Genomic DNA, 25,342 nt, shown 5'->3' on the forward strand with positions numbered 1-25,342 from the left:
AATCTGAACGCAAATGACAGTCTTATGAGCGTTCAGATTTCAGTCGTTAATCTATTTTCGTTTTAATTTACGAGATATTTTAATTTTAGCTTTTGTTAAACGCGGTTTAACTTGCTCAATTAATTGGTACAATGGCTGATTCAATATATAATCAAATTCACCAATCTTTTCACTTAAGTATGTTCCCCACACTTTTTTAAATGCCCATAAGCCATAATGTTCAGAGTCTTTATCTGGATCATTATCTGTACCACCGAAATCGTAAGTTGTTGCACCATGTTCACGTGCATACTTCATCATCGTATACTGCATATGGTGATTTGGTAAAAAATCTCTAAATTCATTAGAAGACGCACCATATAAGTAATATGATTTTGAGCCAGCAAACATTAATAGTGCACCAGAAAGATAAATACCTTCAGGATGTTCCTTTTCTAAAGCTTCTAGGTCTCGTTTTAAATCTTCATTTTTAGCAATTTTATTTTGCGCATCATTAATCATATTTTGCGCTTTTTTAGCTTGCTTTTCAGATGTTTCCATCTTCTGCTGCCATTTAGCTATTTCGGCATGAAGTTCATTCAATTCTTGATTTACTTTCGCTATATTTTCTTTTGGGTCCAACTTTACTAAAAATAGTTCAGCATCTCCATCTTCATGCAACGCATCATAAATATTTTCAAAGTAACTAATATCACGCGTTAAGAAGCCATCGCGTTCCCCAGTGATTTTCATTAATTCAGCAAATGTTTTTAAACCTTCTCTATCAGATCGTTCTACTGTCGTACCTCGCTTTAAAGCCAAGCGCACTTTTGAACGATTTCGGCGTTCAAAACTATTTAATAACTCATCATCATTTTTATCAATTGGTGTAATCATAGTCATACGTGGTTGGATGTAGTCTTTTGATAAACCTTCTTTAAATCCTTTATGTTTAAAACCAAGCGCTTTCAAATTTTGCAAAGCATCTGTACCTTTATCAACTTCAACATCAGGATCGATTTTAATTGCATACGCTTTCTCAGCTTTAGCAATTTCTTTTGCACTGTCTAACAATGCATTTAACGCTTCTTTATTACTATAATCAACAACAAAACCACGTGAAATATAACATAGCGTATACGGTAATTTAGGTACTTTTTTAAAAAGTAATTGCGCAACACCCTGAACTTCACCGTCACGACCTACAGCGATTCTTCGCGCGTACCATCCAGTTAATTTCTTTGTTTCTGCCCATTTCGTTAATTGTAATAAATCTCCATTTGGGTGAGATTTAACAAATGCGTCATGTTCCTGATTAGTGATATGCATCTTTTCCATGATTTATGATATCTCCTTCTATTTAACAATACCTTTAATTATACAGTTTGTATCTTATAGTGTCGATTCAGAGCTTGTGTAAGATTTGAACTCTTATTTTTGAAATGTCCATGCTCCAATTAATAGTTTAGCAAGTTCAAATTTACCCATTTTAATTGTGAATCATTTTATATCTATGTTTCGTGTTAAATTTAATGTTATCGTACAATTAATACTTTTCAACTAGTTACCTATACTTCAATATACTTTCATCATCTAACACGATATTCATTTCTAAAATGAACCAACTTGACTTCAATGAATAAATTTTTCCTCAAGCAACCACATTAATGTTCATATACAATTACCCCTGTTATAATGTCAATAATCTAACAATGAGGTGTTTGATATGAGAACAATTATTTTAAGTCTATTTATAATTATGAACATCGTTGCAATCATTATGACATTGAGTCAACCTCTCACCGTGAATTACTTTAGTTTACGGGTTATACTTATCTTTTTCACATTTATATTATCAATCTTTTTCATTTTAATTAAGTCATCCCGATTAAATAATATATTAACGATTCTTTCCATTGTGCTTGTCATTATTCATATGGGCATTCTCGCTCATAGCACTTACGTATATTTATACTAATGGTTCAAAGCGATAAATAGCACCTCTGATAAAAATTGAATATGGTGAAGTTGCTTGTGCGTCTTTTATGATAACCGAATGATATTTTGAAACTTTACCATCTTCAATTCTAAAATAAATATCATCATTTTTTAAAATCAAATCTGTGTAATGGTCATTCTCTTCTACAATGTCCATATCAAACCATTTCAACCAATTCGATACTGTTTGTGATCGGTTTTTACTTTTCACAATAACAGTTTCAATTGAAAATTGTTTTTGAAAATATTTTTGCAATTTTTTAGTACGCATGGAATCACTTTCTTCCCATTGAATAAAAAATGGTGGCTTAATTTCATCATCATCCTGATTCATTATATAAAGCAATTGCCACTTTACCTTACCATCTTTATGTGTATCTCTTTCCATTTGAATCGGCCCTACTACTTCAACCTGCTCACTTTGTAGTTTATTTTTAACTGCCTCTATATCATTTGTACGCAAACAAATATTTTTAAAGCCTTGCTCATACTTCTCTTGAACAATTTGAGTAGCAAAAGCGACTCCACCTTCTATCGTTTTTGCCATCTTTTTCAACTTTTCATTATTTTCTACATCCAGTAGCTCAATATAATTTTCATTGATATAACCTAATTTATTGAATGTTCCATATTTATGATGATACCCACCTGAATGTAATTTTATAACATCTCCTGGAAAACTAAACCGATCTAACTGATCTATATAATGAATGATGTGATCAAATTTCAATATCATTAGTATCCCCCTATTTACATGTAATTACGCTTATTTTAACAAAGTATAATTATTTTTGCTCTTAATAATTATATATTGATTTCTAATTGCTCCCGTTTTATAATTACTATTGTTGTAAAAAGGTTAGCTAAGCTAACTATTTTGTCTTAGGAGATGTCACTATGCTATCACAAGAATTTTTCAATAGTTTTATAACAATATATCGCCCCTATTTAAAATTAGCAGAGCCGATTTTGGAAAAACACAATATATATTATGGTCAATGGTTAATCTTACGCGATATCGCTAAACATCAGCCCACTACTCTCATTGAAATTTCACATAGACGTGCAATTGAAAAGCCTACTGCAAGAAAAACTTTAAAAGCTCTAATAGAAAATGACCTTATAACAGTAGAAAACAGTTTAGAGGATAAACGACAAAAGTTTTTAACTTTAACACCTAAAGGGCATGAATTATATGAGATTGTTTGTCTTGATGTACAAAAGCTCCAACAAGCAGTAGTTGCCAAAACAAACATTTCGCAAGATCAAATGCAAGAAACCATAAATGTGATGAATCAAATTCATGAAATATTATTAAAGGAGGCACACAATGACTAATCAAGGCTCATTAAATAAATCACCTATTTTCACCAAAAGTTTTACAATCAACTTTTTTGTCAACTTTATCGTATACCTATGCATGTATTTGTTACTTGTAGTTATTGCTGGCTATAGTAAGCAAGCTTTCGACGCTTCCGATTCATTAGCCGGATTAGTTGTAGGACTATTTATTGTCGGGTCTTTAATTGGTCGATTTGCTACAGGTAAATTTGTAAATCAAATCGGACCTAAACGATTATTATTTATTGGTTTAATTGCTTTAATTATCACGCAATTACTTTATTTTATTGATGGATCTTTAGCTTTTTTAATCTTTGTACGTCTCATAAACGGTATCGCAACTGCAGTTGTGACAACTGCAACAGGTACTATTGCGGCATACGTTACCCCTGTTAATAGAAAAAGTGAAGGCATCAGTTTATTTTCCTTAAGTTTAGTATTAGGTACAGCGATTGGCCCATTTCTAGGCATGTTACTTATTACAAAATACGCAATTGATTTACTGTTTATTATTTGTGTCATATTAGGCATACTCGGACTCATTATCTCATTATTTATAAAAGTTGATTTCGAAGTAACAAATAATAAAACTGAAACTGATGTCATTAATAAACCAAGATTTAGTATTCATCAATTTATTGCAAAAGAGGCCATTCCTGTTGCTGTAATTATGCTTTTAATTGGCGTTACCTATGCGTCAATCCTAACTTATTTACAAGCATTTGCTTTAGAGCGACACCTAGTCACTGCAGCAAGCTATTTCTTTATTTGCTATGCTATAGCATCGTTAATTACTAGACCTATTGCTGGTAGATTGATGGATGATAAAAATGAAAATATTATTGTCTATCCAGCATTTATCATGCTTTTCCTTTCATTTGTGTGCTTAATTTCAAGCTATCAAAGCTGGTTAATATTACTTGCTGGTGCTTGCCTAGGTTTAGGGTATGGAAATTTATCATCTGCAATGCAATCTATTGCGATAAAAGTCTCACCCCCGATTAAATATGGTATCGCGACATCTACTTTTTACGTTGGTCTAGATGCAGGTGTCGGCTTCGGTCCATCATTCCTTGGGTTATTTACTCATATGTTTTCATATAGTGAAATCTTCGGCTTTATGGCCGCTTTAGCAATCATTACTATGCTTGTTTACTTCTTAATTCATGGACGTCATGTAACTAGAAATGCCATGAACTAAATATTTATATTCAAAAATAAAAAGCATGCCAATCTCTATTCATCATTTGTCTGTCCCCAAGACGCAAATATGATGTACTGATTGGCATGCTTTTTAAGTTTTTAGTTTGTAACGCTTAACACTTCTATTTCTTTAGTAATTTTATCTAACAATTTCTTTTGAGAAGTACTATAGAAATAGAATACTTGTCTTTCATCCGTTTCAGAACGCAATTTAGAAATAAGCTCTTTTTTATAGATTTTACGGATAATCACATCGATTTTACTTGTATCCCATAGCATTTCAAAATGTAATGTATCCCTCAATTCTTTACCGCTAATCTTTTCAGCTTCATACACTTTAAAAAGTACTACAAATTCTTCAATTGAAATCTTATGTGTTGTTTTTAACCAGTGCTTTAACTGACTTAACTCCCTTTCTGCTTCTATAAAACGTTGAACTTTATTACTCATAATATGATGCCTCCTATGTTTCTTCTTAGATGTTTGTAATTCATATTATTATACAATTACTTAAATTTATTATATATCAAACTTAGCATTTTATCTATTACAAATATTAAATTGCTGGCTATATCTTGTTTAGATTTATATCTTTTGGACAACTTGTTGTTTATTCGACAACATTTATACCTAAAAAAGATATATTACAACTCAATGACTTGGAGTGTGACATCAATGTTAAAGAGCCCTTAAAGATTAATTATGTAGTGATTTTTGGGAGTGGGACAGAAATAACATTTTCACAAAATTTATTTCGTTGATCCCCAACTTGCATTGTCTGTAGAATTTCTTTTTGAAATTCTCTATGTTGGGGCCCCGCCAACTTGCACATTATTGTAAGCTGACTTTCTGTCAGCTTCTGTGTTGGGGCCCCGCCAACTTGTAAAAACTTTAAAAACGATCATTTCTATTAAATCTGGCATAGATATGACCGTTTTTACTTTAATAAATAATATTGTATTTTAGGGAGTAAGACAGAAATATTAAAACATCTCTAATGATTTAATATGTAGTGGTCCCTACACATTAACCACCAATATAATTCATGTTTATCTTTTTACGTTGACGATTGGCAACTGTTTGAGCAGTTCTCTCATCTGAATATCGATCATCTCTTATTTGCCATAAAGCTTTAAATTGTTCTTTTAATTCTTCGTCGGTCACGCCAGAACGAATAAACGCTTTAACGTTAAATCCATCGACAGTTGCAAATAAACATCCGTAAAACTTCCCATCTGATGACAGCCTTGCGCGTGTACATGTAGAACAAAATGATTGTGAAACACTTGTAATCAAACCAAATTGAACACCATTATCCTTATGGCGATAATATTTTGCTACTTCCCCAAAATATTTTGGTTCTACAGGATCGATTTCAAAGTGCTGCTCTATCATTGTAAGCATTTCATCTTTAGTTACAACTTTACTGAAATCCCATCCATTATCATTACCAACATCCATAAATTCTATAAATCGAATCTCTATATGTTTATCTTTAAAATATTCAAGCATTGGTATGATTTGATCATCGTTAATACCTTTTTGTATAACAACATTTACTTTTACATTCAAACCAATAGACGTCGCGTAATCAATTTGTTCTAAAATCGTAGTCGCTTTAATATTACGATTATTGATTGATTGAAATAGCGTATCATCAATAGCATCCAAACTGACATTAATTCTGCGTAGCCCAGCATCATATAACTTTTGTCCATGCTTTTTTAATAACAAACCATTTGTAGTCAAACCAATATCTTCAATACCATCGATTTGATTTAATTTAGCTATAAGTACATCTAAATCGCGTCGCATCAATGGTTCTCCACCTGTAATGCGTATTTTTTTTACACCTAATTCTGCATATACCTTAGCGATTCTAGCCATTTCATCAAACGTTAACAGTTCATTTTTAGGTAAAAATACGAAATCATCTCCAAATACCTCTTTAGGCATGCAATAATCACACCTAAAGTTACACCGATCTGTCACAGATAACCGTAAGTCACGGATGGGACGTCCTAGTTTATCTTTTATTTGTTCTACCATTTGTGGACCTCCTAACAGCTTACAATTTTTGAATTAAAGCGTCCAAATCATGCTGATAATTTATATTTTTGTACCAATATGAGGGCGCATCTACATCCCTGACATCCAAATAATCCGTTGATAATTCATGATATATATTTTTAAAACTGTAATTATCAGAATGTAGTGCTTTAGTTATAGCGCCTAATGCATTCGGACTATAAAATGCAATTGTTGGAATAAAACGTCCATCTTCTTTAAAAGCTGCGACATCTAAATGATTTTCAATAAGATGAGAAACTAAAAACTGATACAACGTGCTTACAGCTTTACCAGTAATCATTGGTGTATCAACAGAAACGACAAAAAACAATTCTTCTTCAGGATGTTGCTTCATGATTGTATAAATTCCTGCTAATGGACCTTTATCATTATGATTCTCATCATCTATAACAACATTTGGATATTTAAATTGCGTTGCCAATTGCGCATTTGTACTAATAATAATTTCATTGAACATATTTGTTGATTCTAATGTCTTAATTACTCTACTATAAAAGGTCTCACCGTTCACTTCCGCAAAAGCTTTGGGCTTACCAAATCGCACTGAATGACCACCTGCAAGAATTATTGCTTTCATGCTCCCTTAACCTCCACTAACCGGTGGAATTAATGCAACAGTATCATTAGGTTGAATGAAATCTGATTTTTGTACAAATTCCTCATTTACAGCAACTTGAAACTTTTTATTATTGATTTGCGGATAACGTTCAAACAATAAATCTTCAAATTGTTGTACAGTCAATGCTTGTTCAAGCACAATATCTTCCTGTGCTTTTTGTAATATATCTTTAATTTCTGCGAAGTAAAGTACCTTCATCTCTCTTATTCCTCCCTCTTCGCTTCTTCATAATTCCCTTTTTGATGCCCTTGCCATTTTGAACCATCTTCCCAAATTTCTTTTTTCCAAATCGGAACAATTTCTTTTATACGCTCAATTGCATATTCATTTGCTCGATAGGCATCTTTACGATGCGGTGAAGAAACTGCAATTAATACAGCGATATCTGAAATTTGTAATGGCCCTATTCTATGAACAATACTCGTTATCGTTCCAGGCCATTTTTCATTTATTTCATCTCCAATTTGTGCCAATTTCTTTTCAGCCATTGGAATATACGCTTCATATTCTAAATATTCCGTTTTGACGCCTTTAGTCCATTCGCGAACATGACCGGTAAAAACAACTACTGCACCTTGATATTCATTTATAGTGAATTCACGATATTGTTCTGTTTGTATCGGTTCTATCACGATTTCAAATTGTTTCATTCATTTCAATCCTCTATGTTAATTGTGTATCACAATCATTTTTAATTTTATTTAATAACCATTGCTCAAATGCTGTAAAATCTTCATGCTCCCTTACATTAATGCTATAACAAACATTCGACAATTGTTGTAATACTTGCAACTCTTCTTCATCTCGATAGACTACGACTTTTTCAAAATCAGCATTTTTAAAGCCTTCAACTAATACGATATTGGTGTCAATTGTAACAGATTTCTCAATAATTTGAGTAAGATTTTGATTATCTACACGTGTTACAGTTTGCTGATATTGAAAACCTTGTACAATACTTTGATCTGCCCCCGCTTCAAAATGCTTCATGTGATCGACGTCTGAATCCTGTAATTGAATATCTTCCTTAGCATGCCCATGATGTTTAATAGTAGCAACTGTATAACCATGTGTCTTTAAGAAAGAGACAATATGCCTCATCAATGTTGTCTTACCAGACTTTTTGTAACCTACAATTTGTAAAATCATAAAAGAAGTTCCTCTTCAGCAGCGTCAGATTCAGTCAATATAATATCTACTGTATGCCCCGCTTTAAAACCACGTGACCCTCCTGGTAACATGACCATACAGTTAGCATGTGCAATCGCTACAACCGCACCTGATTTATTGAATCCTGAAGGTACTACAGTAGCTCCAGCACTTGTTAACGTTGCTTTAGCACGTATAAATCGTGTGAATGGGTTTGCCTTGGTAAAATCTTCCATTAATGTTGCTTTAATTATTTGCGGGAAGACTTCTAGTGCGCCACACATATGTTTAACAGCTGGTTTCACAAATAGTTCAAATCCTGTAAAACAAGCTGATGGATTTCCAGATAATCCAAACAAATACTTTCCATCTGCAAATGCAACCGTTGTTACGCTACCAGGACGCATTGCTACTTTATTAAATAACACTTCCGCCTTTACAGCCTTATAAATCTCAGGTAAATAGTCAAAGTCTCCAACAGAAACTCCACCCGTTGTAATAACGATATCGTGTTTTTCCATAGCTTCTTTAACGACTTGGATGCCACTATCTAAATCATCTTTTTGTGTTTTGTAAATACCAACTTCAAGACCTAATTTTTTTGCTAAGGCACGAATCATTGGGCCATTAGAGTTACGAATTTTTCCATCTTCTAATACATCATTAACATCTAATAATTCGCTTCCTGTTGCAATAACAGCGACACTCGGTTGCTTAATAACTTTAACCTCTGCATAGCCATATGTTGCAAGGACCGCGATAGCCCCTGGGTTAATTACTTGTCCTTTTTTTAGAACAACATCGCCTGTCTTTGTTTCTTCACCTTTTAAAGATATATTTTCATTTTTTGAAAATGGTTTACGAATTGTAAATGTATCTTCTAGTTCAATCGTTTGTTCAAACATAACAACAGCATCTGCGCCATTTGGTATTTGTGCTCCAGTCATAATACGCACCGCTTCGTGATCCCCAACTAATTTATCAGAAACTGAACCTGCACCAATATGATCAATCACTTTAAACTCAATGCGATTCTGACCACTTGCCCCTTGTGAATCAACACTGCGAATTGCAAAACCATCATAAGGTGATTTATCAAACCTTGGTATATCATAAGTAGCTACAATATCTTCTGCTAAGATATGATTTAGACTTTTTTCAAGTGCTACCGTAATTGCCGGCATTGAACTCTGCTGATTAACGATACGTTGAATTGCTTCTTTAACTGGGATTGGGTTTCTTTTTTCTACTACCATTAAAAATCATCTCCAAAACTTTTATTTTTTCATGATATACTAGATGCACTAGGAGGGGTAAAATGACTGAGTTTACTCATATTAATCAACAAGGCCACGCCAAAATGGTCGATGTATCAGACAAACAAATTACAAAAAGAACTGCTGTCGCTCATTCAAGCATTACTGTGAATGAAACTATTTTTAAGCAGATTTCTAATAACACCAATACCAAAGGCAATGTATTGAACACTGCTCAAATCGCTGGTATTATGGCTGCCAAAAATACATCAACAATTATTCCGATGTGCCATCCATTACCATTGACTGGCATAGATGTTCACTTCAGCTGGGATGAAACAAATGCACCCCTTTATACTTTAAACATTCAAACAACTGTCTCTACAACTGGCAAAACCGGTGTTGAAATGGAAGCTTTAACCGCTGCATCAGCAACGGCTTTAACCATTTACGACATGACGAAAGCAGTTGATAAAGGTATGATTATTGGCGAAACCTACCTTGAAAGCAAGTCTGGCGGTAAATCTGGAGATTTTCAACGCCAATCAGGTCAATAAATTATTTTGTAAGCTCATGAATCAGATGATTTAATTCTGGTTTAATGAGCTTTTCTAATGCTAATTTAACTGCGCCTGTTGATCCTGGAATCGAAAATATCAATTTATTATTAACTGTACCTGCTACAGCACGAGACAATAATGCACGCGTGCCAACATCTTCAACATAACTCAAATATCTAAACAATTCCCCAAAGCCTTCTATCTCTTTAGTTAAAAGTGGTTTTACTGCTTCAATCGTCACATCACGTTGTGCAATACCTGTTCCACCAGTCGTAATGATGACATCAATATCTTCTTCTAACCACTTCTTCACCTGCGTCGTGATGGCTACTTTTTCATCTTTCACAATTGTATAATGTGCGTCACTCACTTCAACGTCATCTGCTTGTAATAGTTGGCGCACGCATTGACCACCTTTATCTGTAACAAAGTCTCTAGTATCTGATACCGTTAGTACGGCTGCTTTAACTGTACGATTCAATTTAACGTTTTGATGTTCGCCCATAATATTACACTCCTTTTGTCTTATCTTTTTTTATCCAAACAATAAATTCATTAGATGTGTGGCATCTGATGTGCGTGTCATGCCATGTATTAAAAACCTTCCACCTTTAAAAGCAACAATGCGGTGTCCTTTAAATTCAAACATAACCATATACGAATTACTGCGATAATTTAGTTGATGTTGTTTTAAAAATTGAACAAGAATGTCGTGTGTAATTGATGCATTTTCATACTGTACAGTGTCTCTACCACACAATGTTGCATAACGTTGTTCATTCTTGTTTAAATACGGATAACTTGGTACATCTCCACAAGTTGTACAGTCTGAACGTTGCATTTTACTGAAACCAAATGAATAATGACTACCTTCCCAAATATCGCCATAAGTTATTTTTGTGTCAATTGGTTGTTCCGTTAATACTTTCATCGCATCTCTTAATTGTAAACTTGTTGCCATCGTCACGGCAGGTTGAATGACCCCTACTGTATCACATGTTAAATTTAATGCTGGCAATTGTGGTACCAAACAGTTAAAGCAAGGTGTTTTACCAGGTATAAATGCAGCTTCTGTATATGTACTCTGTACAACACCACCATAAATCCAAGGTATACGATGTTTATATGCAAAATCATTAATCAGTTGTCGTGTTTCAAAGTTATCGGTTGCATCAATAATAACGTCAACGTCCTGTCCATGTGTTTCCAAAAAATAATAATCCACATGGGCAATACAACCATCAATATCAACATCACTACGTAACGCTAGCAAATGCTTTTTAGCTGCAACCACTTTAGGCATCATTTTCAAAGCATCTTCTTCAGTAAACAATGTTTGTCTTTGTAAATTACTAAATTCAATATAATCTCTATCAACAATGATTAGTTTAGCAATGCCTGCTCTAACAAGTCCTTCGGCCACATGTGTACCTAATGCGCCCATACCAATAATCAACGCACATTTTTGATTTATTTTGCTTTGACCTATTTCACCTATTTGTTTAAATAAAATTTGCCTTGAATAACGTTCTTGACTCACATTAAGTTATCCTTTCTTTTTATCATTACTTTCATTATATGACGCGCGTCAATGTCTCTCAAAAAAACTGCCCCTAAAAAAGAGTTTAAAACATCATTAAAATGCTGATAGAAGCATTCACTTCTACAATTTTAAATACGTTCTAAACTCTTTAATGGCAAATAAATGATTACCCAATTGTAATAATTTCATGAGCCATTTGTTCTGCTTCATAGTTTGAATGTGTCACAAATATGATTGGTATTTGCCATTCGTTGAAAATACGTTTAACTAATGTAATACTCTCATCTTTTGTAGTATCATCCAAACTAGAAAAAGGTTCATCTAATAAAATTAAATCTGGTTTCGTGCTAAGTGCACGTGCAAGTGCTACACGTTGTGCCTCTCCACCTGACAATGTCATAGGATATTGTTTCATCAAATGATTAATGTTTAAAGTTTGAATTAATTGATCGATGTGTTTAGATGGTTCAGCCATAAAAGTAATATTTTTATAAACCGTCATATTAGGAAACAATTGGTAGTCTTGAAACAGATATCCAATACGTCGTTGTTGAATTTTAACATTCACGTTTTTTGTCGTATCAGTAAGCAATTGCCCATTCACTTCGATAATAGCTTCATCTGCTTTACGTAATCCGGCAATCATATTTAAAACAGTAGTTTTACCAATGCCAGATGGACCACGAACTGCATAAATTTTTGGTTCAGTATCATCTATATTGATGCGAATTAAAGTGTTCTTTAATTGATATTTCACATTGATTTTAAGCATCTAGTCGACCTCCTTATATTTATCTTTATTCAATAAATTAATTGTAGATATAACCACAATAGAGAATGCGACTAGCACTAATACCCATAACCACGCTTCATTTTCTCTACCTTGTTCCACTAAGAAGTATATTTCTAAAGGTAGTGTATTCGTTTTATTTGGAATATATCCTGCAACCATTAATGTAGCACCAAACTCACCTAATGCACGAGCAAAACTCATCATTATACCTGCTAAAATAGAGCGTTTAGCTAATGGTAAAATTAATTTGAGGAAAATTTTCGTTTCACTTGCTCCCATCGTTCTAGCTGTATTAATCATTTTCGTGTCTATACCTCTGAAGCCTTGCACAGTATGTTGATACATTAGTGGAAAACTAACAATGACAGATGCTATCACAGCACCTGTCAAAGTGAACACTACAGGTAAATGTAGTACATTCGCAAAGAATTGACCGATTGGTCCTCTTGGCGAGAAGATGATTAATAGAATAAAACCTAATACCGTTGGCGGCAAAACAATAGGTAATATCAATAAACTTTCCAATACTTTAACCCACGAACCCTTACGACGATACAACCATTTAGATATAAAAATACCTAAAACCGTTACAATAATCGTACTGATTACAGCAACTCGTATTGATATCCAAAAAGGTGTTAAGTCAGGCATGGATTACAACTCCTTATGCTGCAAAGTGGTATTCTTTTAATATTTCTTTAGCTTTATCTGATTTTAAGAATTCCATCCACTCTTTTGCTAATTTACTATCTGATGTAGCACCAGCTTCGTATGTGATTGGTTTCTTAAGTTCTACTTCTTTAATTACTTTTACAGTATCAATTTTTTTGTTTTGTTTATATAAGTCAGTTTTATACACAAAACCTTGTTTCGCATTACCCTTTTCAACATAATTTAATACTTGTTTTACATCTTTAGCATAAACGATTTTACTTTCGACTTCTTTAAATAAGTTATTGTTATCTAAATACTGTTTCGCATATTTTCCTGCTGGTACAGTTTTCACTTCACCTAATGCTAATTTATCATTGTCTTTTAAGTCTTTTACTGAAGTGTAATTTGAATCTTTATCACCAATTAATACTAGACTATTTTTCGCATATTTATATGTATCATGCGCTTTATTCTTGTCTTTTAATGCATCTACATCTTTAGTATTTGCAGACATAAATACGTCAACAGGTGCGCCTGATTCAATTTGTTTTCTTAATGCCCCTGATCCACCATAGTTAAATTTAATATCAGCATTTTTATGCTCTTTTTTAAATTCTGAAGCTAATTTCTTGGTTACATCTGTTAAACTTGCTGCCGCTGCAACTTGAATCTCTTGTTTCTTACCATTGTCTGCGTCATCTTTTTTACTTTCATTATTATCGTTAGAATTAGAGCAACCAGCTAATACTAAAAATAATGCCATTACAATAGCTATAAAACGTTTCATTTTCATTGAGTGAACCCCCATTTTTAATAATATTTACATTTTCATTATACACTTACTATTATATTTGAAAAGAACCGTTGCCTGTTTATATATTGATTCAAACAATTGTCAAATTTGCATAAGATTGATATTTATTAATTGATCCCCTAGTATGTATACTCTCGAATTCAATTTAAATCAAACAGATTGCTCGCTATTAATTTTATAAATCAAATTTCAAACTTAAGCAAATATGTTAAAATTTTAAGCAAATTGCTTTAAAATAAAGTTTAAGCTAATTAAAGGGGTTAGATAATGAACAAAGATGTATCTTTAGGTCAACCAATTGTTAGATATGAAGATGGAAAATTATTCAATACAACAGATCAATATGTGACAGAATTTCCACTTACAATTATGGTGAATGGTGAAGAATTTGCGACTGTTATATGCAGTCCAACAAACCTTGAGGAGTTAGTCATTGGATTTCTGGCTTCGGAAGGTGCCATTTTAAAGCGAGATGAATTAAAATCTGTGCTGATTGATGATAGTAAAGGTTTTGCCCATGTTGAACTTAATAAAGATTTAGGCGATCGCTTTCAATATTCCACAAAACGAATGATTGCATCTTGTTGTGGAAAGAGTCGTGAGTTTTATTTTCAAAATGATGCTGCTATCGCTAAAACTTCTATGTCTAAAATCACTTTAACTCCAATACAAATTATTAACATGATGACTCGATTACAAAGTGCAAGTCATATTTACCAAGAAACAGGTGGCTTACATAATGCTGCTATAAGCGATGGTTTGACATTTTTTGTACATCGACAAGACATTGGTAGACATAACGCTCTAGATAAATTATATGGATTTTGTATCCAGCGACATATTACTGTCCGAGATAAAGTATTAATTTTTAGTGGACGTATTTCATCAGAAATTTTAATTAAAGCCGCGAAAATCGGTGTTGGCGTCATTTTATCTAAATCAGCTCCGACAACGCTTGCTGTAACCTTAGCTAATGACCTAAATATTACGGCAGTAGGTTTTATTCGAAATGGTGGCTTTAATATATATAGTCATCCAGAACGTATCATCGACTCTGAACAATAACATATTCATTATAGTGTGTCATAATGAACGATATTCTACATGAATCAACAATTTAAACGCACTATTTTTATAAGTATAAGTAGCTCAAAACAATTTAAAAAGCAGTAAGTTGATTTCTACTCGAAACCAGCTTACTGCTTTTTTATTCTAATACAAACCTATCATCAATCGTTAATTTCCAATATCTTCTTTTAATATTTGATAACAAAACGATTGATAGACATAACCTTGCTTTGCATACATATCTTTTGCTGTATCTTCACCATCTGTAACTAATATGATTGGTTTGTGATTTTTTGATATGGCGTATTCACCTATCAACGATTGAATTGTAGATCCAATTCCTTGGTGTCGAAATTGTTCTAATACACCAAATCCATCTAATTCAATGTAATTTTCACTTTCAATGACATCTACAACGCCAATAGGTTCATTATTTAAATAAGCTACTAAGCGTTTAATCACATCTTTTTGATAATGTTCCCTTACCATTTCTTCATGTGCATCTGCATAGTCTTTTCCAAATGGCAGACTAAACTGATATGCAACTTTTAAATAGGCATCTATATGCGACTCGTCAACGACGGCAATTTCAACGTCAGAGTTACGCGGCAAATTAGCAAGCGCATCACTTTCTATGGCATACAATTCCATAATACCTAGTTCAAAATTCATATCTTTAAACATAGCCATCCAATGATTATCAAGTTGTTCATTTTCCGGGAAACTAAACGCATAATGATTTGAACCTTGATTTGTATGTAATTGATGTTGACGTTCTAAGTCTTTCAGCCATCGCTCTTGGGTAGGCGTCTTTTTATATATCCATGTGTTGCTTGTGTATCGTTGTGGAAAAGAAGGCGTTAAATAAATTAACTGCTCGTCGTCATTTTCAAATATAGTGCCGTTACAATATATATCTGACATACTTATACTAGCCATTGACACCTACTCCTTTCACTTTTATAAATTTCAAAGCAACTTATTCAATTACTTTATTATCTTAACTTAAATATGATTATTTTAATCCCATAATTTGACGAAACTGCGAGTGATTAAGTAAAGCTGTACCAATCAAACTTGCTACAATTGCTTTTAATATATCACCAGGCAAATAAGCTAATGAAATTGAAATAGCTTTCGTAAATGGTATGTTAATAATCATGCCCATAATCAATGTACCAATAACATCTAATGCTATAACACCAAAAACTAAAATACCAACGAATAAAATCCAGAAATTAATTTCATTGATGAATCTATCACGAATCGCACCAATCATGAATGCTACAACTGGATATAATAGTAAAAACCCTGCTGAAGGACCTGCGAATACACCGATGCCACCGCGACCACCTGATAACAATGGCAAGCCAGCAACTACTAATAATAAAAAGACGATAACACTTAATGTGCCATATTTACGTCCTAAAATCACACCTGCTAAGAAAATACCAATGTTTTGAAGTACAATTGGTACTGAAGAAAATGGTAGTGGAATTACCGGTACCATTCCTAAAATAGCGATAATCGCTGTCATTAAAGCTGTATATACTAACTGTTTTGTTGTCATTTTTTACTTCCTTTCGTATTTCATGACCATTATTATAGCACCATTGTAAACTTTAAGAAATGAAAAGTTTACAATAAGTTGTTCTATATAAATTAAAACCTTAATTATTCTACACAGCTGTTAATTTACTTTTTTAGCAAGTGCAGTTATATAATCAAAAAATGCGTTGTTATCTACATGATTTATGACATTAATTTTGCGCCCATCTTTACACTCAAATGTCTTACCTTGACTTGGTCCATAACTTATTACATCGACTTTTTTCTCAATTGAATGAACCAAGTCCTTGTTACCAATATAAGCAGTCGTTAAAACATCCCATAAAAAGTAAGTAGAATTTGTTATAAAGTGTGTTAATGGTGGTACCGCTGCATAACTTACTCCTAAAAAATCAATGCCCGTATATTGGCGTTCATTCGCCCATCTTTGTCTAACATCTAACGTTAGCGGCACTTGATTCGTACTTTCTAAAGCAACCATATCAATCTCTATATCGCTATCAAAAACAATTTTAACCGCTTCTGGATCCCAATATGCATTCCATTCTGCAGAACCATCATGCTCAGGTTCTTCAACATTTCCTTTTGGTAAAAAGGTGCCACCCATCCAAACTAATTTTTCTATATACTGAACGATAGATGAATCTTTTTGTAGTGCTTTTGCTAAATCTGTAAGCGGGCCTGTAAATAATAATGTTACTTTTTCTGATTGTCTCTTTAAAGTTTGAATAATGTCTTCAAAGGCTTCTTTGTCGCTCACATTTGAAGCAACATGTTTGACTGGCTCATTTAAAATTGGCAATGCGTCCATAAAAAAGGCATGCATACGCCATTCTTTAGGAAATGGATTTTTTCCTCGTTCATATGATGGCGCAACTTGAATATCTTCATTTGAAAAACGATTAATAATTTTTACTGATGCGCTCAAAGATGGCTCTAAATAACAATCAGCACCAATTGTACTGACCCCTATCAATTGAACGTTTTCCATTTGTAATAATAAAAATAGAGATACTAAATCATCTACACCACCATCATGGTTAAAATAAACTTTCTTAGTCACTCGAAATCCCCCTTACATTTCATTGTCCATTAACAATATTATGTTTTTATAAAACGTTGTTATATATCTTTCTACAAAATCATAACATTCTGTTGTAATCCTTTTAAACCTCTTCTTTTATTGATAGCCATTCCCTGATATCCCTTCCATAAAGTATGCACTAATATAATTATGATATAACTTATCAATAAAGAGATACATTGAGCTATTTTCTCAGGTATACTACTTTAGCTATAATAATACTAATCTATCATTAATTAAATTGAACGATAACAACGGCACTTATTATTTAAAAAAATACAAATATCTAACTTTCTAGCTATAAAAATAAGAGCCTAATACAATATCAAAAGATGATATGTTTCAGACTCTCATTTCACTAACTTATATAGCTGAATTATTTTGCAGCTTTAATTAATTTTTCTTTTAAATCTTTACGCATGAAATCTAATGTATAAGGATCGTTGTACCAGTATGTACCAGCATCAACTTTAACAATATGTCCTTCTTTAGTAGCTTTCAAATTCTTCCACATGTTTGTTGATTCATATCCTGGTGTAGGTTTACCTTCACTTGTACTCACAATGTAATCACCAGCATATTTTTCAATTTCTTCTTGTTTCACTTCAGCCCAACCTGCTTTTGCAGTTAACTTTTGTTGTTCTGGTTGCATTTTCAAACCAAATGCTTGATATAATACTTCTCCACCACGACCCCAGTTATCGCCGTAAGTGTATAATTTTTTATCAAATTCATCAAACAATGACACTGTTGCATCTTGTCCAATTGCTTTTTTAATTTCTTTACCGTCTTTAGCAGTTGTTTCTTCCCAATCTTTCTTCCAAGCTTTTACTTTATCTTCTTTACCAACAATTTTCCCTAACATTTCTTGTTGTTCTAAATATTTATGCTTATTATAATCAACAACTACTGTTGGTGCTACTTTTTGATATTTTTTAATATCTTTGTCAGTAGAGTATACAATAATTAAATCTGGCTTTTCTTTAGCAACTTTTTCTACATCGCCATCACCAATTTTTGTAACACCTTTAAATTTATCTTTTAATACTTTGCTTTGATCGACTTGTTGATTTACAGCTACAATGTTTGCACCTAATTTTTTAAGTCCACCAGCATATGTTGGCGCAACTACTGCAATGCGTTTAGGGTCTTTCGGAATATCTACCGTTTTGCCATCGTCCATTTTATAAGATTTAGTTTCAGCTTTGTTATTTTTTTCACCTTGGTTCCCACACGCAGCTAACACTAATAACATAATTATTAATGGTAATAATAGTTTTTTCATAATTTCCTCCTATTGAAAATGATTATCAATTATTCCAAAATTATACAAGATTGCATATACATTTACAATAGCTAGTGCTATTTATTTTTTTATTTTCGCAAAAAATTTAGCAAAATATCTTAACATCCCTATAAATCCCCACAAAAAAGGGTAAATCCGAACGTCAAATTTCATCTCTTTATGCCAATCAACGATCGATTTACCTTTTTAAATTTAAAATGTATCTGTAATACTCTTAGCAATATTTGTATATGCTGCATCTTCCATAGGTGGATTGTGTAATCCTGCACGCATGTCACGATAGTAACGTTGTAATGGTCGATTCATTTCTAAGCTTTTAGCACCAACTATTCTCATCGCTAAATCAATCACTTCAAGCCCTTGATTCATTACCATCACTTTACTCGCACTTGTTGGATTTCTTATCTGACTGTCATCTTTATATTGTTGATACCCTTTTGCTGTACTCCATAAAAATTGTCTCGCACATAACAATAGCGTTTCCATTTTCCCTAAATTTTGTTGCACAGTTGGCAATGTTGCAATCGTTCCTTCAATACTATTAGGGCTATGTTGGATTGCAAAGTCTACAGCATAATTTCTAGCAGCTTGTGCTATACCTAAATAACAGCTTGGTATATGCAATATCCAACCATTTGGCGCTTTACTTTTCTCTGTTTCCACTAAATGTTTTAATGGTACTTTTACATCATTTAATATTAAATCATGACTTTCTGTCGCTCGCATACCTAATACGTCCCAATTATCGGCAATTTCAACACCAGGCAAATTCCTGTCTACTAAGAAAAAACCAACACTTTCTAATTCTTCTATATAAGCAGCAACAATAATATGTGTTAGTGCTTTACTCATTGATGTATATGTCTTCACACCATTTAAAATATACCCATCATCAGCTTTAACAGCATGTGTACTTGGTCTTCCCCCTCTTGTTGGACTACCCATTTCAGCTTCACTAACTGCTCTATTAACTAATGCACCATTATTAATTTCAACAGCAAATTGCTCCAACATATCTTGAGACCATAATTTCTGTTCATAAATTTGTCCTACGACACTCACATGCCAACCAATAGATAATGCTGTGGCACCATCAAGTTCGCCTAAAAATGATTGCAAAATAACCATGTCTTCTATGGTCGCACCTTCACCACCATATGCTTTTGGTAACGTTAATTTTCCATAACCTTCTTTAATTAACCATTCAATATTTTTATATGGAAATTGGCTATGTTGATCATTATATTCAGCTTTAGCCTTAAATGTATCTCTAATTACTTTGAATTTTTCAATCCATTTTCTTTGAATTTCCGTTGTTATTAAAAAGGAATTATCCATATCATTCATATTAGTCACCCCACACAACACACAATATAAATTATTTATTCCTAGTTTAACACTCGACTTTAAAAATAAAAAGGAACGTGCTGTGAACAATTAAAAGAAAACTGATAATTCGATTAAGTATGCACTTAATTTTATCCATAAAAATACACCTTAAACTATACAATTCGCTGTATGGTTTAAGGTGATATTCAAACAATATTAGGTTTGATTTAACTATCAAGCATCTACTTTGTCATGTTTAATACCAGCAAATAATAAAATCCATGTCACGATAATAAATGGCAATGTTAATGCAGGTAAGCCAAACGGTTCAAGCAATGTTGTTGTACCTAGTTGCACCACTACTGTTAATAACACACCTAAAAAAGTCGAAATATAAGGGTTAATCGCTGTTTTAAATGTATATCCTAGTGCGATTGCCATTAATACAAAGTTATAACCGAATAATCCCTGATTAATATCATCATAATTACCACCTAATAGAGCTACAATGATAAAGCTTAACAAACTAGCTATAACAGCTAAGAGTGCTGCTTTTCTTGATGCTATCAATATGCCGATTAAAATACATACGCCACCAATTACACTCGCTTCGATAAATACTTGACTGAATCCTTCAAATAATGACTGAATGAAATGTATTCTATCATTGTTGCTAAAATTAACCGTTTCAATGTTTTGAGGCATTAACTTTAACGATGTATCTACAAATTTAACCTGTCCTGAAAGTAAAATTGTAAACCAAGTCACAATGACAAAAGGCATCGTCAGCATCGGAACTTTATATGGTCTTAAAACTTCTCTCACTGCAGCAGCAACTGGTAACGTTAATAAAGTTGCTATCATTGTTATAACAATATCTAATCCTGACTTATCTAAAAAGATTGTTAACGCAATGGCAGTTAACACTGGATTAAATCCGGCTAACCCATCATTAACCTCTGCCTCACTATAATTTATAAAACGCGCAAAAGTATAGGCGATGATGCTACCTACAATAGCCGCTAATCCAATTGTCCAATCGGCTACAAATAATCCTATTAAGATAAATAATCCTGTCCATTTATTACTAATTAACACAACCTGAGATATATTTTTCAAAAGCACATCTATTATCTTCAAATCTTTCACCTTTCCTTTGAATCATTACTCATTAATATACTACTATTCTATGAAAAGTTATATTAAAAACTATTTTGGTTTTTACATAAATATATTCCGCTATTTGTTTTCGATTAGATTGTTTGCTTCAATAGCGGATATGCTAAAAATATAATTTTCTAATTACACATTGAACTTTGTATATTACTTGTTTATCACAACAATTAGGATTAATATAAATTTTGTAAATTGTATCTAATATGAAATTGGGGGTTTTAATTTGCATTTTACACAACGAGAGCAAGACAAATTAATGATTGTAGTGGCGGCGGAAGTTGCACGTCGTCGTAAAGCACGTGGTTTGAAACTAAATCATCCTGAGGCATTAGCTTTAATCAGCGATGAATTATTAGAAGGTGCACGCGATGGTAAGACCGTTGCAGAGTTAATGAGTTATGGTAGACAAATTCTAAACAAAGAAGATGTCATGGATGGTGTCGAACACATGATTACAGATATCGAAATCGAGGCTACGTTCCCCGATGGTACTAAGTTAATCACAGTACATCACCCTATTGTTTAAAGGAGGCAGTCAAATGATACCAGGAGAAATTATTACAAAAAGTACAGAGGTTGAAATTAATAACCATCATCCTGAAACAGTTATCGAAGTTGAAAATACAGGAGATCGACCAATTCAAGTGGGCTCACATTTTCATTTTTATGAAGCAAATGCAGCATTAGATTTCGAACGTGAAATGGCATATGGAAAACATTTAGATATTCCAGCTGGAGCAGCTGTTCGATTTGAACCTGGGGATAAAAAAGAAGTTCAATTAGTTGAATATGCTGGCAAACGTAAAATTTTTGGTTTTCGTGGTATGGTCAATGGTCCTATCGATGAGTCACGTGTCTATCGCCCAACTGATGAAAATGATGCATATGCAGGTGTATTCGGAGATAACGGTGCTGAAAACGTGAATAAAAAAGGAGGAAAAAGATCATGAGCTTTAAAATGACGCAAAATCAATATACGAGCTTATACGGTCCAACTGTTGGAGATTCTATTCGTTTAGGTGATACGAATCTATTTGCTCAAATAGAAAAAGACTATGCGGTTTATGGTGAAGAAGCTACTTTTGGTGGTGGTAAATCTATTAGAGACGGTATGGCGCAAAATCCTCGTGTAACACGTGATGACGTGAACGTTGCAGACCTTGTCATTTCTAATGCCGTTATTATCGATTACGATAAAATGGTTAAAGCTGATATAGGCATTAAAAATGGTTATATTTTCGCCATAGGTAATGCCGGCAACCCAGATATAATGGATAATGTCGACATTATTATAGGTTCAACAACAGATATCATTGCCGCTGAAGGTAAAATCGTCACTGCTGGTGGTATTGATACTCATGTTCATTTTATTAATCCTGAACAAGCAGAGGTCGCATTAGAAAGTGGTATTACGACTCATATTGGTGGTGGTACTGGTGCTTCAGAAGGTTCTAAAGCAACAACTGTAACTCCAGGTCCATGGCATATTCATAGAATGTTAGAAGCTGCCGAAGGTTTACCGATTAATGTCGGTTTTACAGGTAAAGGACAAGCAACAAATCCAACTGCACTCATTGAACAAATCAATGCCGGAGCAATTGGATTAAAAGTACATGAAGACTGGGGTGCAACACCATCTGCTTTGAGTCATGCATTAGATGTTGCTGATGAATTTGATGTTCAAATTGCATTACATGCAGATACTTTAAATGAAGCAGGATTTATGGAAGACACAATGGCTGCTGTTAAAGACCGTGTACTTCATATGTACCATACTGAAGGTGCTGGTGGCGGTCATGCGCCTGATTTAATTAAATCCGCTGCATTTTCAAATATTTTACCTTCATCTACAAATCCAACTTTGCCTTATACACATAATACTGTAGATGAACATTTAGATATGGTAATGATTACTCACCATTTAAATGCGGCTATTCCTGAAGATATCGCATTCGCAGATTCACGTATTCGTAAAGAAACGATTGCAGCAGAAGATGTTCTGCAAGATATGGGTGTATTCAGTATGATTAGTTCCGATTCACAAGCAATGGGCCGTGTAGGTGAAGTAATTACACGAACATGGCAAGTAGCACATCGCATGAAAGAACAACGTGGTCCTTTAGATGGTGATTTTGAACATAATGATAATAATCGCATCAAACGTTATATCGCTAAATATACAATTAACCCAGCAATTACACATGGTATTTCTGAATATGTAGGATCTATCGAGCCGGGCAAACTAGCTGACATTGTCTTATGGGACCCAATTTTCTTTGGGGTTAAACCTGAATTAGTTGTAAAGGGCGGATTAATTAACTCTGCCGTAAATGGCGATGCAAATGGTTCTATACCTACATCTGAACCGATGAAGTACCGTAAAATGTATGGTCAATACGGCGGAAACCTTACAAGTACGTCAATGACATTCGTGTCTAAAACTGCTTATGAAAATGGTATCAATCGTGCATTAAATTTAAAACGCATGGTGCGTCCAGTTAAAAATATTAGACAATTATCTAAAGCAGATATGAAAAATAACAGTGCAACACCTAAATTAGACGTTGATCCACAAACATATGAAGTATATGTAGATGGAGAAAAAATTACAAGTAATGCAGCAACTGAGTTACCATTAACTCAAAGATACTTCTTATTCTAGGAGGAACATAGAATGATTGTTGAAGAAATCCAAGGCAATATTGCCAATTTGTCAAATTCAGAAAAACAAAAGCACGTCGAAAAAGTATACCTTGAAAATTCAGATCTTGTTAAACGTATTCAAAGAGTCGTTACAGACCATGGCACTGAAATAGGCATTCGTTTAAAACAACCTATTGACTTACAATATGGAGATATTTTATACGCAGATGACCATAATATGATTATTGTGGATGTTAATTCAGAAGATCTTTTAGTGATTCAACCAAGAACATTGCAAGAAATGGGAGATATAGCCCATCAATTAGGAAATCGTCATTTGCCAGCACAATTTACAGAGACTGAAATGCTAGTACAATATGATTATTTAGTTGAAGATTTATTAAAAAGTTTAGGCATCCCATATGTTCGAGAAGACCGTAAAGTTAATAAGGCTTTCAGACATATAGGGCATTCTCATGATTGATCATACACACTTAAGATTATTTCAGTTCTGTGATTCACAGTTTCCAACAGGTGCTTTCAGTCATTCATTTGGTCTTGAAACATATATTCAACGAAATATAATTCATGACGATCATACTTTTATTGCTTGGTTAAAAATGTTTTTACAAGAGCAACTTACCTATTCTGATGGTTTAGCCATGCGTTTAGTTTATGATGCATTGGAAAATGATGATACACAAAAAGTATTACACATAGATAAACTGATGTTTGTTCAAAACTTACCTAAAGAAACACGTGTTGGTGCAAAACAAATGGGGACTCGCATGGTTAAATTGGCTTTAGAACTTTATAATAGCCCATGGATTGCTTGGTATCATCAACAAATGCAAGATAAGAAAGCAAAGTTAAATCCAGCTATTTGTTTTACTATGCTAGGCCATCATTTAGGTGTAGATATTGAAACGATTATTGATTACTATTTATATCAAAATGTTTCAAGTTTAACTCAAAATGCTGTTCGTGCTATTCCACTTGGACAAACTGCTGGTCAAAAGATAGTTACTCACATGATTCCTTATATAGAAGAAACAAGAAAGCAGATTTTCGAATTAAAAGAAGCAGATTTTGGCATGACAGCGCCTGGTTTAGAACTAAATCAAATGGCGCATGAGAACGTCAATGTTAGAATTTTCATATCATAGG

Annotated in this window: 31 protein-coding genes; 11 read left to right on the forward strand and 20 right to left on the reverse strand. The window is 33.3% G+C overall.

Annotation, left to right across the window (positions count from 1 at the left end; translation table 11 throughout):
• Positions 1-51: 51 nt before the first annotated feature.
• On the reverse strand, positions 52-1,317 hold the full coding sequence (gene femX, locus NSS86_RS10230) for a lipid II:glycine glycyltransferase (protein ID WP_000413862.1): 1,266 nt from the start codon (positions 1,315-1,317) through the stop codon (positions 52-54).
• Between the two features lie 388 nt (positions 1,318-1,705).
• On the opposite strand from femX, the gene NSS86_RS10235 reads away from it, so the two are divergent.
• The gene (locus NSS86_RS10235) at positions 1,706-1,957 is read left to right on the forward strand and encodes a hypothetical protein (protein WP_001549681.1); all 252 of its coding nucleotides are present in this window, start codon (positions 1,706-1,708) and stop codon (positions 1,955-1,957) included.
• Here NSS86_RS10235 and NSS86_RS10240 read toward each other — a convergent pair.
• A complete protein-coding gene (locus tag NSS86_RS10240) occupies positions 1,949-2,713 on the reverse strand; it encodes a VOC family protein (protein WP_000600967.1) in 765 nt (254 codons plus the stop codon). The genes NSS86_RS10235 and NSS86_RS10240 overlap by 9 nt on opposite strands.
• A gap of 161 nt (positions 2,714-2,874) precedes the next feature.
• On the opposite strand from NSS86_RS10240, the gene NSS86_RS10245 reads away from it, so the two are divergent.
• Positions 2,875-3,315, forward strand: coding sequence for a MarR family transcriptional regulator (locus NSS86_RS10245; RefSeq protein WP_000951058.1), 441 nt, complete (start codon positions 2,875-2,877; stop codon positions 3,313-3,315).
• Positions 3,308-4,519 carry an MFS transporter gene (locus tag NSS86_RS10250; RefSeq protein WP_000184404.1) on the forward strand — a complete coding sequence of 404 codons (1,212 nt, stop codon included), beginning with the start codon at positions 3,308-3,310 and terminating at the stop codon, positions 4,517-4,519. Before NSS86_RS10245 ends, NSS86_RS10250 begins: the two co-directional genes overlap by 8 nt.
• 101 nt (positions 4,520-4,620) lie before the next feature.
• Here the strand turns inward: NSS86_RS10250 and sarV are convergent, their stop codons facing one another.
• Positions 4,621-4,971, reverse strand: coding sequence for an HTH-type transcriptional regulator SarV (gene sarV, locus NSS86_RS10255; protein WP_000066900.1), 351 nt, complete (start codon positions 4,969-4,971; stop codon positions 4,621-4,623).
• Between the two features lie 125 nt (positions 4,972-5,096).
• On the opposite strand from sarV, the gene NSS86_RS10260 reads away from it, so the two are divergent.
• The gene (locus NSS86_RS10260; RefSeq protein WP_001792132.1) at positions 5,097-5,282 is read left to right on the forward strand and encodes a hypothetical protein; all 186 of its coding nucleotides are present in this window, start codon (positions 5,097-5,099) and stop codon (positions 5,280-5,282) included.
• 265 nt (positions 5,283-5,547) lie between these two features.
• Here the strand turns inward: NSS86_RS10260 and moaA are convergent, their stop codons facing one another.
• The 6 genes from moaA to glp are packed head-to-tail and all read right to left on the reverse strand — an operon-like array spanning position 5,548 to position 9,636.
• On the reverse strand, positions 5,548-6,570 hold the full coding sequence (gene moaA, locus NSS86_RS10265) for a GTP 3',8-cyclase MoaA (RefSeq protein WP_000230173.1): 1,023 nt from the start codon (positions 6,568-6,570) through the stop codon (positions 5,548-5,550).
• 19 nt (positions 6,571-6,589) lie between these two features.
• Positions 6,590-7,189: a molybdenum cofactor guanylyltransferase MobA gene (gene mobA, locus NSS86_RS10270; RefSeq protein ID WP_000643986.1), complete on the reverse strand. Its 600-nt coding sequence runs from the start codon at positions 7,187-7,189 to the stop codon at positions 6,590-6,592.
• Positions 7,190-7,195: 6 nt separating this feature from the next.
• Entirely contained in the window at positions 7,196-7,429 is a 234-nt protein-coding gene (gene moaD / locus NSS86_RS10275) for a molybdopterin converting factor subunit 1 (RefSeq protein ID WP_000866971.1), read from the reverse strand.
• Positions 7,430-7,434: 5 nt separating this feature from the next.
• Positions 7,435-7,881 (reverse strand): molybdenum cofactor biosynthesis protein MoaE, encoded by a 447-nt coding sequence (locus tag NSS86_RS10280; protein ID WP_000808495.1) that lies wholly within the window; start codon positions 7,879-7,881, stop codon positions 7,435-7,437.
• Positions 7,882-7,894: 13 nt separating this feature from the next.
• Positions 7,895-8,380 (reverse strand): molybdopterin-guanine dinucleotide biosynthesis protein B, encoded by a 486-nt coding sequence (mobB, locus tag NSS86_RS10285; protein WP_000602950.1) that lies wholly within the window; start codon positions 8,378-8,380, stop codon positions 7,895-7,897.
• A complete protein-coding gene (gene glp / locus NSS86_RS10290; protein WP_000259721.1) occupies positions 8,377-9,636 on the reverse strand; it encodes a gephyrin-like molybdotransferase Glp in 1,260 nt (419 codons plus the stop codon). Before glp ends, mobB begins: the two co-directional genes overlap by 4 nt.
• Positions 9,637-9,698: 62 nt before the next feature.
• On the opposite strand from glp, the gene moaC reads away from it, so the two are divergent.
• Entirely contained in the window at positions 9,699-10,193 is a 495-nt protein-coding gene (gene moaC / locus NSS86_RS10295; RefSeq protein ID WP_000134526.1) for a cyclic pyranopterin monophosphate synthase MoaC, read from the forward strand.
• 1 nt (position 10,194) lies between these two features.
• Here moaC and NSS86_RS10300 read toward each other — a convergent pair whose 3' ends face one another.
• The 5 genes from NSS86_RS10300 to modA form a co-directional block, all read right to left on the reverse strand.
• Positions 10,195-10,701 carry a molybdenum cofactor biosynthesis protein B gene (locus NSS86_RS10300; protein WP_000503822.1) on the reverse strand — a complete coding sequence of 169 codons (507 nt, stop codon included), beginning with the start codon at positions 10,699-10,701 and terminating at the stop codon, positions 10,195-10,197.
• Between the two features lie 30 nt (positions 10,702-10,731).
• On the reverse strand, positions 10,732-11,736 hold the full coding sequence (locus NSS86_RS10305; RefSeq protein ID WP_000076930.1) for a ThiF family adenylyltransferase: 1,005 nt from the start codon (positions 11,734-11,736) through the stop codon (positions 10,732-10,734).
• A gap of 169 nt (positions 11,737-11,905) precedes the next feature.
• Positions 11,906-12,511, reverse strand: a complete 606-nt coding sequence (locus NSS86_RS10310; RefSeq protein WP_000913024.1) for an ATP-binding cassette domain-containing protein — start codon at positions 12,509-12,511, stop codon at positions 11,906-11,908.
• Positions 12,512-13,183, reverse strand: coding sequence for a molybdate ABC transporter permease subunit (modB, locus tag NSS86_RS10315; RefSeq protein ID WP_001113093.1), 672 nt, complete (start codon positions 13,181-13,183; stop codon positions 12,512-12,514).
• Between the two features lie 13 nt (positions 13,184-13,196).
• Positions 13,197-13,979 carry a molybdate ABC transporter substrate-binding protein gene (modA, locus tag NSS86_RS10320; protein WP_000782736.1) on the reverse strand — a complete coding sequence of 261 codons (783 nt, stop codon included), beginning with the start codon at positions 13,977-13,979 and terminating at the stop codon, positions 13,197-13,199.
• Positions 13,980-14,267: 288 nt separating this feature from the next.
• Between modA and fdhD the strand changes: the two genes are divergently transcribed.
• The gene (gene fdhD, locus NSS86_RS10325) at positions 14,268-15,065 is read left to right on the forward strand and encodes a formate dehydrogenase accessory sulfurtransferase FdhD (protein WP_001030823.1); all 798 of its coding nucleotides are present in this window, start codon (positions 14,268-14,270) and stop codon (positions 15,063-15,065) included.
• Positions 15,066-15,236: 171 nt separating this feature from the next.
• Here the strand turns inward: fdhD and NSS86_RS10330 are convergent, their stop codons facing one another.
• The 6 genes from NSS86_RS10330 to yut form a co-directional block, all read right to left on the reverse strand.
• Positions 15,237-16,007: a GNAT family N-acetyltransferase gene (locus tag NSS86_RS10330; protein WP_000146747.1), complete on the reverse strand. Its 771-nt coding sequence runs from the start codon at positions 16,005-16,007 to the stop codon at positions 15,237-15,239.
• 76 nt (positions 16,008-16,083) lie between these two features.
• Positions 16,084-16,638 carry a biotin transporter BioY gene (locus NSS86_RS10335; RefSeq protein ID WP_000208742.1) on the reverse strand — a complete coding sequence of 185 codons (555 nt, stop codon included), beginning with the start codon at positions 16,636-16,638 and terminating at the stop codon, positions 16,084-16,086.
• A gap of 120 nt (positions 16,639-16,758) precedes the next feature.
• On the reverse strand, positions 16,759-17,700 hold the full coding sequence (locus NSS86_RS10340) for a nucleoside hydrolase (RefSeq protein WP_000163416.1): 942 nt from the start codon (positions 17,698-17,700) through the stop codon (positions 16,759-16,761).
• Positions 17,701-18,097: 397 nt separating this feature from the next.
• A complete protein-coding gene (locus tag NSS86_RS10345; protein ID WP_000735038.1) occupies positions 18,098-19,006 on the reverse strand; it encodes an ABC transporter substrate-binding protein in 909 nt (302 codons plus the stop codon).
• 213 nt (positions 19,007-19,219) lie between these two features.
• Entirely contained in the window at positions 19,220-20,374 is a 1,155-nt protein-coding gene (locus NSS86_RS10350; protein ID WP_000999205.1) for an acyl-CoA dehydrogenase family protein, read from the reverse strand.
• A 216-nt stretch (positions 20,375-20,590) separates the two neighbouring features.
• Positions 20,591-21,496, reverse strand: a complete 906-nt coding sequence (gene yut / locus NSS86_RS10355) for an urea transporter (RefSeq protein WP_000691099.1) — start codon at positions 21,494-21,496, stop codon at positions 20,591-20,593.
• A 259-nt stretch (positions 21,497-21,755) separates the two neighbouring features.
• On the opposite strand from yut, the gene NSS86_RS10360 reads away from it, so the two are divergent.
• Genes NSS86_RS10360 through NSS86_RS10380 form a run of 5 tightly spaced genes read left to right on the forward strand, consistent with a single transcriptional unit; the run spans position 21,756 to position 25,341 of the window.
• Positions 21,756-22,058 (forward strand): urease subunit gamma, encoded by a 303-nt coding sequence (locus NSS86_RS10360; RefSeq protein WP_000545928.1) that lies wholly within the window; start codon positions 21,756-21,758, stop codon positions 22,056-22,058.
• Between the two features lie 13 nt (positions 22,059-22,071).
• Positions 22,072-22,482, forward strand: a complete 411-nt coding sequence (locus NSS86_RS10365) for an urease subunit beta (RefSeq protein WP_000612126.1) — start codon at positions 22,072-22,074, stop codon at positions 22,480-22,482.
• Positions 22,479-24,194 (forward strand): urease subunit alpha, encoded by a 1,716-nt coding sequence (ureC, locus tag NSS86_RS10370; RefSeq protein ID WP_000008667.1) that lies wholly within the window; start codon positions 22,479-22,481, stop codon positions 24,192-24,194. The genes NSS86_RS10365 and ureC overlap by 4 nt, the downstream gene beginning before the upstream one ends.
• A gap of 12 nt (positions 24,195-24,206) precedes the next feature.
• The gene (gene ureE, locus NSS86_RS10375) at positions 24,207-24,659 is read left to right on the forward strand and encodes an urease accessory protein UreE (protein WP_000634589.1); all 453 of its coding nucleotides are present in this window, start codon (positions 24,207-24,209) and stop codon (positions 24,657-24,659) included.
• Positions 24,652-25,341 (forward strand): urease accessory protein UreF, encoded by a 690-nt coding sequence (locus NSS86_RS10380; protein ID WP_000565254.1) that lies wholly within the window; start codon positions 24,652-24,654, stop codon positions 25,339-25,341. Before ureE ends, NSS86_RS10380 begins: the two co-directional genes overlap by 8 nt.
• Position 25,342: the final 1 nt, after the last annotated feature.

It is taken from the genome of Staphylococcus sp. FSL W8-0056 (genome assembly GCF_037963075.1).
In the GTDB taxonomy this organism is placed as follows: Bacteria; Bacillota; Bacilli; order Staphylococcales; family Staphylococcaceae; genus Staphylococcus; species Staphylococcus aureus.

Coding starts and splice junctions, on each gene's coding strand:
- femX (WP_000413862.1), bottom strand. CDS start 1,317: ATGGAAAAGATGCATATCACTAATCAGGAACATGACGCATTTGTTAAA.
- NSS86_RS10235 (WP_001549681.1), top strand. CDS start 1,706: ATGAGAACAATTATTTTAAGTCTATTTATAATTATGAACATCGTTGCA.
- NSS86_RS10240 (WP_000600967.1), bottom strand. CDS start 2,713: ATGATATTGAAATTTGATCACATCATTCATTATATAGATCAGTTAGAT.
- NSS86_RS10245 (WP_000951058.1), top strand. CDS start 2,875: ATGCTATCACAAGAATTTTTCAATAGTTTTATAACAATATATCGCCCC.
- NSS86_RS10250 (WP_000184404.1), top strand. CDS start 3,308: ATGACTAATCAAGGCTCATTAAATAAATCACCTATTTTCACCAAAAGT.
- sarV (WP_000066900.1), bottom strand. CDS start 4,971: ATGAGTAATAAAGTTCAACGTTTTATAGAAGCAGAAAGGGAGTTAAGT.
- moaA (WP_000230173.1), bottom strand. CDS start 6,570: ATGGTAGAACAAATAAAAGATAAACTAGGACGTCCCATCCGTGACTTA.
- mobA (WP_000643986.1), bottom strand. CDS start 7,189: ATGAAAGCAATAATTCTTGCAGGTGGTCATTCAGTGCGATTTGGTAAG.
- moaD (WP_000866971.1), bottom strand. CDS start 7,429: ATGAAGGTACTTTACTTCGCAGAAATTAAAGATATATTACAAAAAGCA.
- NSS86_RS10280 (WP_000808495.1), bottom strand. CDS start 7,881: ATGAAACAATTTGAAATCGTGATAGAACCGATACAAACAGAACAATAT.
- mobB (WP_000602950.1), bottom strand. CDS start 8,380: ATGATTTTACAAATTGTAGGTTACAAAAAGTCTGGTAAGACAACATTG.
- glp (WP_000259721.1), bottom strand. CDS start 9,636: ATGGTAGTAGAAAAAAGAAACCCAATCCCAGTTAAAGAAGCAATTCAA.
- moaC (WP_000134526.1), top strand. CDS start 9,699: ATGACTGAGTTTACTCATATTAATCAACAAGGCCACGCCAAAATGGTC.
- NSS86_RS10300 (WP_000503822.1), bottom strand. CDS start 10,701: ATGGGCGAACATCAAAACGTTAAATTGAATCGTACAGTTAAAGCAGCC.
- NSS86_RS10310 (WP_000913024.1), bottom strand. CDS start 12,511: ATGCTTAAAATCAATGTGAAATATCAATTAAAGAACACTTTAATTCGC.
- modB (WP_001113093.1), bottom strand. CDS start 13,183: ATGCCTGACTTAACACCTTTTTGGATATCAATACGAGTTGCTGTAATC.
- modA (WP_000782736.1), bottom strand. CDS start 13,979: ATGAAAATGAAACGTTTTATAGCTATTGTAATGGCATTATTTTTAGTA.
- fdhD (WP_001030823.1), top strand. CDS start 14,268: ATGAACAAAGATGTATCTTTAGGTCAACCAATTGTTAGATATGAAGAT.
- NSS86_RS10330 (WP_000146747.1), bottom strand. CDS start 16,007: ATGGCTAGTATAAGTATGTCAGATATATATTGTAACGGCACTATATTT.
- NSS86_RS10335 (WP_000208742.1), bottom strand. CDS start 16,638: ATGACAACAAAACAGTTAGTATATACAGCTTTAATGACAGCGATTATC.
- NSS86_RS10345 (WP_000735038.1), bottom strand. CDS start 19,006: ATGAAAAAACTATTATTACCATTAATAATTATGTTATTAGTGTTAGCT.
- NSS86_RS10350 (WP_000999205.1), bottom strand. CDS start 20,374: ATGAATGATATGGATAATTCCTTTTTAATAACAACGGAAATTCAAAGA.
- NSS86_RS10365 (WP_000612126.1), top strand. CDS start 22,072: ATGATACCAGGAGAAATTATTACAAAAAGTACAGAGGTTGAAATTAAT.
- ureC (WP_000008667.1), top strand. CDS start 22,479: ATGAGCTTTAAAATGACGCAAAATCAATATACGAGCTTATACGGTCCA.
- ureE (WP_000634589.1), top strand. CDS start 24,207: ATGATTGTTGAAGAAATCCAAGGCAATATTGCCAATTTGTCAAATTCA.
- NSS86_RS10380 (WP_000565254.1), top strand. CDS start 24,652: ATGATTGATCATACACACTTAAGATTATTTCAGTTCTGTGATTCACAG.